Raw genomic sequence first — 10191 nt, 5'->3', positions numbered from 1 at the left:
CGCACCGCACCGCACCGCACCGCACCGCACCGCACCGCACCGCACCGCACCGCACCGCACCGCACCGCACCGAGGGGAGCATCCCTGTCCGCGCCGGCAACCGCCAGTTCAATCGCGCGTACTTCCTCGCCGGGCTCGCCTCGCCATCCGGCCCGCGGACCGGCCCCGGACCTCAACCTCGGGCCGAGCCTGGCCACCCGGCAACGGCACCCGCCTGCCGCCATTCCAGACCAGCTCCCGCGGGGGCGCCCCCCGGGTCCAGCGTATCGACGCCGACCGACAAGAACGGCGAAAGAACGCGGCCCCGAGGCGGTTTGTCCACATTGCGTCTCACCTGTTGATGCCCGCTCAACCATTCACACCTCTGAACAAAACCCCCCTCGAACCCGTCGAACGCGCCCGCTGACAGCCGCGCAACCGCCATAGGTAGGAAACTTAACCATCGGATGTTGAACCAATTAGCATCCACAACTACTCGCATTGTTCCGACTTATTCCAAGATCTTCCCCAGATACATCGGAGGTGTTACCGTCCAAGCCCAGCCAGCGGAAAGGCGTACCGCTGAGCGGGAATCTGTCCAACGGAGGGCAACGTGGGACCGGAGCGCGGGCTTGAACAAAGCGGAACTCTCGAACGCGGGCTCGCCGTGCTGGAGCACGTCGGGCGGCACCAGGAGATTTCCACCAATGCGATCGCGCGGCAACTGGGGCTTTCCCGCAGCGCCGCCTACCGCATCGTCGGCACCCTGAAGAACCTCGAGTACCTCGAAGCCGACCAGGTCACCGGGCGGGTGCGGCTCGGCACCCGGCTCGTCGAACTCGGCGCGCGGGCGATGGCCGCGACCGATCTGCACCGGTGTGCGCCGCGGTACCTCGCGTCGCTCGCCGAACGGTCCGGCGAAACCACCTACCTCGCCGTTCCGGACAACGACACCATGGTCTACGTCGCCACCGAACGCAGTGCCAGTGCCGTCACCCTCGCGTGCCGGCTCGGGACGCGGAGGCCGCAGCACGCGACGTCGCTCGGGAAAGCCTGGCTCGCCGCGCTGCCCGAAGGTGACCGGCTCGAACGCGTGCGGCGGATGAAGCTCGACTCCCTCACCCTCAAGACCATCATCGACCCGCACCGGCTGCTCGACGAGCTCGCGAAGACCAGCCGCCGCGGCTGGGCGATCGACGAGGTCGAGAACGAGCCGGACGTCGGCTGCGTCGCCGCCGCCGTGCGGGACCACTCCGGCCGGCCGATCGCCGCCATCAGCATCGCCGGGCCCGCTCCGCGCGTGCTGCGCCGCCTCGACGAACTCGGCGCCTCCGTGGCCGGGACCGCCGCCGCCCTGTCCCTGCGGCTCGGGTACGTCCGGAGCCGGCCGGCCTGAGCACCCACCCCGGCGAAGGAGCCGACGTGACCTGGATCCAGGACTACCAGCCGGCGGGCGGGCTGTGGGTTTCCGCGCTGCTCGCCGCGCTCCCGATCATCGTGCTGCTCGTTTCGCTCGGGGTGATCCGCTTCTCCGCGCACCTCTCCGCGGCGCTCGCGCTGGTCACCGCGCTCGGCGTCGCCCTGCTGCTCTACCGGATGCCGGCCGCGCTGGCGTTCGACTCCGCGGCGATGGGCGTGGTGTTCGGCGTGTGGTCGGTGGCCTGGATCGCCTTCCACGCCGTGTACTTCCACAACGTCACCGTCGCCACCGGCCGGTTCGACGCGATCAAGCGGGTGCTCGCCGGGTTCAGCGAGGACCGGCGGCTGCAGGCGCTGCTCATCGCGTTCAGCTTCGGCGCGCTGCTCGAAGGCGTCGCGGGCGGCGGGTCGCCGATCGCGATCACCGCGGCGATGATGGCCGCGCTCGGGTTCCCGCCGGTCAAGGCCGTCGTGCTGGCGCTGCTGGCGAACACCGCCCCGGTCGCGTTCGGCGGGCTGGGCAACCCGCTGATCGTGCTCGGCCGGCTGACCGCGCCGATCATGCACCTCAAGCAGGACCAGGCGACCGAGCTGTTCTCGGCGGCCGTCGGCCGTCAGGTACCGGTCCTGGCGCTGATCATCCCCGCGTTCCTGGTCGTCGTCCTGGCCGGCTGGAAGCGCATGCTCGAGGTGTGGCCGGCGGTGCTGACCGCCGGGCTCGCCTTCGCGGCCATGCAGTTCGTCGCGTCCAACTACATCAGCGCCAGCCTCGTCGACGTCCTCGCCGCGCTCACCGCGATGGCCGCGCTGTGGATCCTGACCCGGTTCTGGCAGCCCGCGACGGTGTGGCGCTTCGACGGCGAGGAAGCCCCCGCGGCCGCCAAGAGCCTCGGCGCCGCCCAGGCCGAGCGCGGCGCGCTGTACGCGTGGATGCCCTACATCATCCTGATCCTGGCCATCTTCCTGTCGCGGATCGGCACGATCTTCAAGAACCTCCCCGCCTGGCTCGACCTGACCAAGCTGCTGCACAAGGCCGACTGGATCTTCGCCTGGCCGGGGCTGCACAACCACGTCGTCCAGCACCCGCCGATCACCGCGAAGAACGCGCCGTACGCGGCGACGCTGACCGTCGACTTCCTGTTCTCGCCGGGCACGGTCGCCCTGCTCGCGGCCGTGATCGCCGGGTTCGCGATGGGCGGGCGGCCGAAACTGCTGCTGACGACGTACCGGAAGACGCTGCACCAGATGCGCTGGGCGCTGGCGACGATCTTCATGATCCTGGCGATCGCGTTCGTGATGAACTACTCGGGCGCGACGCAGACGCTGGGCCTGGCCCTGGCGACGACCGGCGCGGTCTTCCCGCTGTTCTCGGCGTACATCGGCTGGCTGGGCGTGTTCCTCACCGGCTCGGACGCGTCGACGAACAGCCTGTTCGGCCCGATGCAGGTGATCTCCGCGCAGCAGCTGAACCTCAACCCGATCCTGGCCGGCGCGACGAACACCTCGGGCGGCGTGATGGGCAAGATGATCTCGCCGCAGAACCTGTCGATCGGCGCGACGGCGATCGGCCAGAGCGGCAAGGAGGGCTCACTGCTGCGGCAGACGTTCCTCTGGTCGCTGCTGCTGACCGCGGTGGTCGGGGTGATTTCCCTGCTCCAGGCGACGATCCTGACGGCGATGATCCCGTCGCCCTAGGCTGGGCGGATGAGTGAGTCACTGGCGTCCTTCGGCTACGAGCTCGGGCTCTTGAAGCGCGTCCGGCGCTCGGGCTGGTGGCACGCGGGCGTCCGCGACCCGGAATCGGTCGGCGAGCACAGCCTGCGCGCCGCCCAGCTCGCGGCGCTGATCGCGGCGGAGGAAGGCGCGTCCCCGGAGCGGGCGGCGTTCCTCGCGCTGTGGCACGACACGCAGGAGACCCGCACGGGCGACCTGCCGCTGACGGCGAACGACTACCTGCGCAAGCCGCAGCCGCGGCAGATCACCGCCGACCAGACGGCCGCGCTGCCCGAAAGTTCGCGGGAGCTCGTCCGCGCGGCGGTCGACGAGTACGAGACGCGGGAATCGCCGGAAGCGTTGTGCGCCAAGGACGCGGACAAGCTGGAGATGCTGCTGCAGGCCCTGGAGTACCGGGACATCGGGGTCCGGCCGGTCGACGAATGGATCGAGTCGGCACGGCAGGGCCTCAAGACGGAGACGGCGCGGAAGGTCGCGGCGGCGGCGATGAGCCTGTCGCCGCTTTCGTGGCGGGGCGCTAGCGGCTGACGGTCTTCGCGCGGTTCAACAGCAGCTCCCGCTCCCGGGAGTTCTCGGTCATCTCCGCCGCCCGCCGGTACTCCTGCTCGGCTTCCTCGAGCCGGCCGAGTTTCTCCAGCAGGTCGCCGCGGACGCTCGGCAGCAGGTGGTAATCCTTCAGCGCCGCTTCCCCGGCGACGGCGTCGACGACCGCCAGGCCCGCCTCGGGTCCGTACGCCATCGCCACCGCGACGCCGCGGTTCAGCTCGATCACCGGGGACGGCTGGAGCTTGCCGAGGCCTTCGTAGAGCGCCGCGATGCGGGCCCAGTCCGTCTCCTCGGCCGTACGCGCCCGTGCGTGGCAGGCCGCGATCGCCGCCTGGGCGGAGTACGGGCCGTACGCACCCTCGGCGATCTGCTCGGACAACGTCAGCGCCGCGAGGCCGTGCTGGATCAGGAAGCGGTCCCAGCGGGAGCGGTCCTGGTCCAGCAGGAGCACCGGTTCGCCGTTCGGGCCGGTGCGGGCCTTCGCGCGGGACGCCTGCAGCTCCATCAGCGCGACCAGGCCGTGGACCTCCGACTCGCCCGGCATCAGCCCGGCGAGCACGCGGCCGAGCCGCATCGCCTCTTCGCAGAGCGCCGGCCGCATCCAGTCGTCGCCCCGGGTGGCCGAGTAGCCCTCGTTGAACACGAGGTAGAGGACTTCGAGCACGGACGAAAGCCGCGCGACGCGCTCGTCGCCTTCCGGCACCTCGAACGGCACCTTCGCCGCGGTGAGGGCCTTCTTCGCCCGGACGATCCGCTGGGCGATCGTCGATTCGCGGACCAGGAAGGCGCGCGCGATCTCGTCCGTGGTGAGGCCGCCGACCATGCGCAGCGTCAACGCGACCCGCGCCTGCGTGTTCAGCACCGGGTGGCAGGCGACGAACAGCAGGCGCAGGACGTCGTCCTCGATGTGGTCGTCGAGCGCGGCGTCGAAGTCGGGCAGGACGCCCTCGCCGAGCCGCTGGTCGCGGCCGACTTCCTCGAGCTTCTCGGCGTACCGCTCGTTGCGGCGGAACTGGTCGACCGCGCGGCGCTTGGCGATGGTCATCAGCCACGCGCCGGGGTTGCGGGGGACGCCCGAGTCCGGCCACTGCTCCAGCGCCGCGACCAGCGCGTCCTGGGCCAGTTCTTCGGCGAGACCGACGTCACCGCGGGCCATCCGGGCCAGGCCCGCGATGAGCCGCGGCGACTCGATCCGCCAGACCGTCTCGACCGTTCTCCGGGCGTCCGCAACCGTCACCCGGCCATCAGACAGGGTGATCTTCCGCGGTGCAACCCACTACTCGCTGATCGGGCGGATCTCCAGCACTCCCTCGCCGGGGCCGAGGTTCGGGACCTGCTTCATGAGCTCGACGATCTCGGCGAGGGATTCGCCCTTGAGCACCCAGAACCCCGCGATCAGCTCCTTGGTCTCGGCGAACGGGCCGTCGATGACCTTGGGCTCGGCGTCGCCTTCGAACAGGACGCGCGAGCCGTCCGCGCTGGACGTGAGCCCCTCGGCGAGTTCGATCCGGCCCTCGGCGGCCAGCCGCTCGTTGAACTTCGTCATCGCGGTCAGCTCTTCGGCGCTGGGCTCGAACCCGGCCGCCTCCGATTCGGGGCTGGCCTTCACGATCACCAGGAACCGCACGGCGTCACGCCTGCCCGGCGGACTGCGCCCGCAGCCGGCCTTCCATTTCGACGAGTTCCGGCGTCATGTTCTCGAAGTCGGCCGCCTCGGCGACGCGGCGGATCTCGACCTCACCGGCCTGGCCGTCGGGGTTGGGCATCCGCTTGACCCACTCGATGCACTCTTCGCGGTCGCGGCACTGCAGGATCCAGAAGCCGCCGACGAGCTCCTTGGTCTCGGCGAACGGACCGTCGACGACCTTGGGCTCCTCGGTGCCGGAGAAGACGACCCGCGCGCCCTGCGAACTCGGCGTCAGCCCTTCGCCGGCGAGCAGCACTCCGGCCTTGACCAGCTCTTCGTTGAACTTCCCCATCTGCTCCAGCAGCTCGGCGCTGGGGCCCTGGCCCGCCTCGGAGTCCTCGTTCGACTTGACGATCACCATGAACCGCATCGCGGTCTCCCTTCGTTCGCTTTGCCTACGCGTCGAACGGCCGGGGGCCGGATCGACAGCTGCCGGGAAAAAGTTTTGGCGCGGGAAAAGTAGCAGCTCAGGGCCGGGTCGGGGGGACAATCCGGACAGGGGGCGCCGGCCCGTGCCGGGAGGCTGCGTGCCTGCGGCAGGGCGGGGCGGGTGACGTGGCGGAGCGCCCGGCACGGGAAGCGCCGGTACATCGTCCGCCGGCCGGCGGACCGGCGCGTTCGAGCGCGCAAGCTCAGCTTCCCGGTGTGGGACACCTCCCGGCGGCGAGTCCGGAGGCGGCAGGAAGCGCCGGTCGCGTGGCGCTGGACCCGCAACCGCGACGCCAAGCCCTGGTGAGGGGCGGCCCCGGCTAATCTGCCCGTCGTGGCCGTACTCCCCGACGATCTCTCCTCCGCGCTCGACGACGAGCTGGCCCGGCACCCGGTGGCCCGGCTGACCCAGGCCGTCGACCGGCTCAGCGCGCGCTACCGGCAAGGTGACGCGGCCACTTCGCCGATCCTCGGCTCCGAAGCCGACGTCGCCGCGTACGCGGGCTACCGCATGCCCGCGACCTACGCCGCCGTGCACGCTGTGCTCGCCGAAGCCGCGTTGCGCGCTCCCGGCTTCGAGCCGCGTACCCAGGTCGATGTCGGTGGGGGTACCGGTGCTGCCGTGTGGGCTGCCGCGGCCGTGTGGCCTTCGCTCACCCGCTGCACCGTGCTCGAGCAGGTGGCCGGGGCCATCGGGCTCGGCAAGCGGCTCGCCTCGGGCGCCGGGCGGGCCGCCGTCCGGGACGCCGAATGGCGGCGCGGGTTCGTCGATCCCGCCGCACCGGCTCCGGAAGCCGACCTCGTCACGCTGTCCTATGTGCTCGGTGAGCTGCCGGAGGCCACCCGGGGCGACGTCGTGCGCTGGCTGGCCGCCAAGGCCGGGACGGTCGCGCTGATCGAGCCCGGCACGCCGGCGGGTTACGAGCGGATCCGCGCCGCCCGCGCGCAGCTGATCGAACTCGGCCGGCACGTCGTCGCGCCGTGCCCGCACGATGCCGCCTGCCCGATCGTGCCCGGCAAGGACTGGTGCCACTTCGCCGCGCGGCTGCCCCGGTCGGGACTGCACCGGAGGCTCAAGGCGGGCACGCTCGGGTTCGAGGACGAGAAGTTCGCCTACGTCGTCGCGTCGCGGAGCCCGGCCGTGCCCGAGCGGCCGGACGCGCGGATCATCCGGCACCCGAAGAAGCACAAGGGCTGGGTGGCGCTCGACCTGTGCACACCGGACGGCCTGAAACCCGGCGTCGCCGTCTCGAAGAAGCAGGGCCCGCGGTACCGCGCGGCCCGGGACGCCGAGTGGGGCGACGGCTGGTCTTCCGCCTGATCCCCTGGCAGGGTGGCGGCCCATGGGGAAAGTCATCGCGGAGATCAGCATGTCGGCGGACGGCATCGTGGCCGGACCGGACACCAGCACCGAGCACCGCCTCGGCCAGGACGGCGACCTGCTGCACGAGTGGTTGTTCGAGGGCACGGACGCCGACGCCGAGGTCGGGCGCCGGCTGTTCGACGGCGTCGGCGCGTTCGTCGTGGGCCGGTCGATGTTCGACGTCGGCGTCGATCCCTGGGGTGACGACGGCACGTTCAAGAAGCCGGTCTTCGTGGTGACGAACCGGCCCCACGAACCGGTCGTCAAGGGCCCGACGACGTTCACGTTCGTCACCGACGGCCTCGAAAGCACGCTGCAGCAAGCGAAAGCCGCGGCGGGCGACGACAACGTCATGCTGATGGGCGGCGGCACGACCCTGCGGCAGTTCCTGCTGGCCGGGCTGGTCGACGAGCTGCGCCTGCACGTCGTCCCGCTGCTGTTCGGCGCCGGCGTCCGGCTGTTCGACGCCGAGACCGGCCGGCACGTGCGCCTGGAACGCACTGCCGTGCACGAGACGCCGAACGCGACGCACCTGACCTTCCGCGTGCGGAACTAGCCCGTCAGCCGGCGCCGTAGCGGAGGCCGTCGACGAGGACGGCGACCATGCGCCTGCCGTGCCCCGGCTCGCGGCCGGGTGCGGGCTGGCACAGCAACGCGATCGCGTACAGGAGGTCCTCGGCGCCGAGGTCGCCGCGGATCGCGCCGTCGGCGGCCGCCGCGTCGAGCAGGGCCGTGAGCGTGGGACCCAGCCGCTCCATGAAGTAGCCGGGCAGCCCTTCGAACGCCGGATCGCCCGAGTGCAGGGCCGAGGCGAGCCCGCGTTTGGTCCCGAGGAGTTCGACGAACCGGTCGATCCAGAGCGAAAGCGCCCGCTCCGGCGGGTGGGCGGCACTCAGCGCCGGGCCGGCGTCGGCGACGGCGTCGATCCCGGTCCGCACAACGGCCTTGACCAGGTCCGAGCGCTGCGGGAAGTGCCGGTACAGCGTGCCGACGCCGACTCCGGCGAGGTCGGTGATCTCCTTGGCCGGGGCGTCCACGCCGGAGGTGTCGAAAACCGTCCGCGCCGCCTCGATCAAGGCCTCGACGTTGCGCTGGGCGTCGGCGCGCCGCCGTCGGGTCTCCTGGACCACTTCGCCCCTCTCGGTTGCGTAACCGGAAAGCTTTTCCGTATAGTTCCGGAATAGGTTTCCACTTACGGCCAGCGTACGGCATCCGCGCCGGCCGGCACCTCGGCGGGAGAGAACCCATGCACTACCGCACCCTCGGCCGGACCGGGATCAAGGTCAGCCCATACGCGCTCGGCGCGATGATGTTCGCGACGTCCTTCGGCAATCCCGACCCGGACGACTCCGCCCGCATGATCCACAAGGCGCTGGACGCGGGCATCAACTTCATCGACACCGCCGACGCCTACGGCGATTCCGAAGAGGTCGTCGGCAAAGCGTTGCGAGGCCGCCGCGACGACGTCGTGCTCGCCACCAAGTTCGGCCGCCAGGTCGGCGACGACCCGCACCACCAGGGCGCGTCCCGGCGCTGGATCGCCACCGCCGTCGAGAACTCGCTGCGGCGCCTGCAGGTCGACCACATCGACCTCTACCAGCTGCACCGCACCGATCCCGCGACGGACGTCGAGGAAACGCTTTCCGCACTGACGGACCTGCTTCGCGCCGGCAAGATCCGCGCGATCGGCACGTCCCAGAGCCTCGCGTCCGACATCGTCGAGGCCCAGTGGGTCGCCGAACACCGCGGCCTGGCGCGGTTCCGCACCGAGCAGGCGGCCTACTCCCTCCTCAACCGCGGTGTCGAACGCGAGGTGCTGCCGCTGGCCCAGCGCTTCGGCATGGGCACGCTGATCTGGGGTCCGCTCGGCCAGGGCCTGCTCACCGGGCGCGTCCGCAAGGGCGAGCGCAACGACCTGCGCCGGGCCCACCTGCTCAAGCACCTCAGCGACGAACGCCGGCTCGACGTCGTCGAGCAGCTCGTGCCAGTGGCCGCCGAAGCGGGCCTGCCGATGACCCACCTCGCGATGGCCTTCGTCATCGCCCACCCCGGCGTCACCAGCGCACTGCTCGGCCCGCGGACCATGCCCCAGCTCGACGACCTGCTGGCCGGCGTCGAGGTCCGGCTCACCGACGACGTCCTCGACCGCATCGACGAAATCGTCCCGCCGGGCACCAACATCGGCGCGCTCGACCAGAACTACCAGCCGCCGGCCGTGCACGACCCGGACCTGCGCCGCCGTCCGCTCGCCGAGCGCGCCGCGGCCTGACAAACAAGGCGTTGGGCGACGCGAACTCCCACGCCATCGATGGTGTGTCCGCCGTGCCGTTCCGGGTTCAGCCGGCCCTTGAGCGGATCGACTTCGGATGCCATAGCCGGCTAGACGAGTGATGCGTAACTCGGTTAGTGGTCGTAGGCGGTCAGGGACCGGGTGATGGGTTGGCCGGTGGCGCGGTTGTGCCAGATGGCGGCAGTGAGAGCGAGAAGGCGTTGGGCGACGCGGACGCCGACGCCTTCGATGGTGCGTCCGCCGTGCCGTTCCAGGTCGAGTTGGCCTTTGAGGGTGTCGTTGACCGACTCGATGAGCTGGCGGATGGATTTGAGCAGCGGCTCGCCGGGATGGGGCTTTCGGTTTCGGTAGGACGGGCGGATCAGCCGGATGCCGCGTTCGGTGAGGTAGTGGTCCAGTTCGCGGGAGATGTAGCCCTTGTCGGCAATGATCAGCAGGCCGGGGCGCTCGGTGAGCAGGTGGGGTTCGTGGTCGCAGATGGCCATGAGCACCTGTCGCTCGTCGACCTTGGGATCGGCCAGGGCCCAAGCGATGGGCAGTCCGGCCGGGGTGCAGACCAGGTGCAGCCGCAGGCCCCAGAACCAACGCGAGTGCGAGCGACAGAAGCCGTATTTGGCCCAGCCGGCCAGCTCCGATCGTTTCACCGTGGGCCGGGATCGGCCGCATTCCACTGGGGTGGAGTCGATGATCCAGGTGGTGTCGGTCCACAGGTCGGTATCGGCCGCGAGCCAGCGCATGACCTGT

11 protein-coding genes are annotated in these 10191 nt (G+C 70.9%); 6 read left to right on the top strand and 5 right to left on the bottom strand.

Annotated elements, in window-relative coordinates; genetic code table 11:
- Positions 1-592 precede the first annotated feature (592 nt).
- From C2L58_RS03395 to C2L58_RS03385, 3 genes are read left to right on the top strand one after another with little or no spacing between them, the layout of a single operon-like run.
- On the top strand, positions 593-1375 hold the full coding sequence (locus C2L58_RS03395; RefSeq protein ID WP_034284138.1) for an IclR family transcriptional regulator: 783 nt from the start codon (positions 593-595) through the stop codon (positions 1373-1375).
- Between the two features lie 26 nt (positions 1376-1401).
- On the top strand, positions 1402-3093 hold the full coding sequence (locus tag C2L58_RS03390; RefSeq protein WP_103335739.1) for an L-lactate permease: 1692 nt from the start codon (positions 1402-1404) through the stop codon (positions 3091-3093).
- 9 nt (positions 3094-3102) lie between these two features.
- The gene (locus C2L58_RS03385; RefSeq protein WP_103335738.1) at positions 3103-3660 is read left to right on the top strand and encodes an HD domain-containing protein; all 558 of its coding nucleotides are present in this window, start codon (positions 3103-3105) and stop codon (positions 3658-3660) included.
- Here C2L58_RS03385 and C2L58_RS03380 read toward each other — a convergent pair.
- Genes C2L58_RS03380 through C2L58_RS03370 form a run of 3 tightly spaced genes read right to left on the bottom strand, consistent with a single transcriptional unit; the run spans position 3650 to position 5735 of the window.
- Complete coding sequence (locus C2L58_RS03380; RefSeq protein WP_103335736.1) at positions 3650-4915, bottom strand: RNA polymerase sigma factor; 1266 nt, start codon at positions 4913-4915, stop codon at positions 3650-3652. The two genes, C2L58_RS03385 and C2L58_RS03380, sit on opposite strands and share 11 nt — an antisense overlap.
- A gap of 39 nt (positions 4916-4954) precedes the next feature.
- Positions 4955-5305, bottom strand: a complete 351-nt coding sequence (locus tag C2L58_RS03375) for a YciI family protein (RefSeq protein ID WP_103335735.1) — start codon at positions 5303-5305, stop codon at positions 4955-4957.
- A gap of 4 nt (positions 5306-5309) precedes the next feature.
- Positions 5310-5735, bottom strand: coding sequence for a YciI family protein (locus C2L58_RS03370; protein WP_103335733.1), 426 nt, complete (start codon positions 5733-5735; stop codon positions 5310-5312).
- Positions 5736-6128: 393 nt separating this feature from the next.
- Here C2L58_RS03370 and C2L58_RS03365 point away from each other — a divergent pair, with 393 nt between their 5' ends.
- Both C2L58_RS03365 and C2L58_RS03360 read left to right on the top strand, forming a co-directional pair.
- Positions 6129-7115: a small ribosomal subunit Rsm22 family protein gene (locus C2L58_RS03365; RefSeq protein WP_199191079.1), complete on the top strand. Its 987-nt coding sequence runs from the start codon at positions 6129-6131 to the stop codon at positions 7113-7115.
- 22 nt (positions 7116-7137) lie between these two features.
- Positions 7138-7713, top strand: coding sequence for a dihydrofolate reductase family protein (locus tag C2L58_RS03360; RefSeq protein ID WP_103335730.1), 576 nt, complete (start codon positions 7138-7140; stop codon positions 7711-7713).
- Between the two features lie 4 nt (positions 7714-7717).
- Here C2L58_RS03360 and C2L58_RS03355 read toward each other — a convergent pair whose 3' ends face one another.
- On the bottom strand, positions 7718-8287 hold the full coding sequence (locus C2L58_RS03355; protein ID WP_103335728.1) for a TetR/AcrR family transcriptional regulator: 570 nt from the start codon (positions 8285-8287) through the stop codon (positions 7718-7720).
- 116 nt (positions 8288-8403) lie between these two features.
- Between C2L58_RS03355 and C2L58_RS03350 the strand changes: the two genes are divergently transcribed.
- The gene (locus C2L58_RS03350; RefSeq protein WP_103335726.1) at positions 8404-9426 is read left to right on the top strand and encodes an aldo/keto reductase; all 1023 of its coding nucleotides are present in this window, start codon (positions 8404-8406) and stop codon (positions 9424-9426) included.
- Positions 9427-9560: 134 nt separating this feature from the next.
- Here C2L58_RS03350 and C2L58_RS03340 read toward each other — a convergent pair.
- A partial coding sequence (locus tag C2L58_RS03340; protein ID WP_103335725.1) for an IS982 family transposase occupies positions 9561-10191 on the bottom strand: 631 nt, incomplete at its 5' end.

Origin of the sequence: Amycolatopsis sp. CA-126428 (assembly GCF_002904335.1) — a bacterium.
Taxonomy (GTDB): Bacteria; Actinomycetota; Actinomycetes; order Mycobacteriales; family Pseudonocardiaceae; genus Amycolatopsis.
The sequence above is the reverse complement of the archived record's forward strand: the minus strand, read 5'-3'. Positions and strand labels throughout refer to the sequence as shown.

Bases quoted from the DNA above. Each gene is read 5' to 3' on its own strand.
- C2L58_RS03360 (WP_103335730.1), top strand. From the start codon at position 7,138: ATGGGGAAAGTCATCGCGGAGATCAGCATGTCGGCGGACGGCATCGTG.
- C2L58_RS03385 (WP_103335738.1), top strand. From the start codon at position 3,103: ATGAGTGAGTCACTGGCGTCCTTCGGCTACGAGCTCGGGCTCTTGAAG.
- C2L58_RS03350 (WP_103335726.1), top strand. From the start codon at position 8,404: ATGCACTACCGCACCCTCGGCCGGACCGGGATCAAGGTCAGCCCATAC.
- C2L58_RS03370 (WP_103335733.1), bottom strand. From the start codon at position 5,735: ATGCGGTTCATGGTGATCGTCAAGTCGAACGAGGACTCCGAGGCGGGC.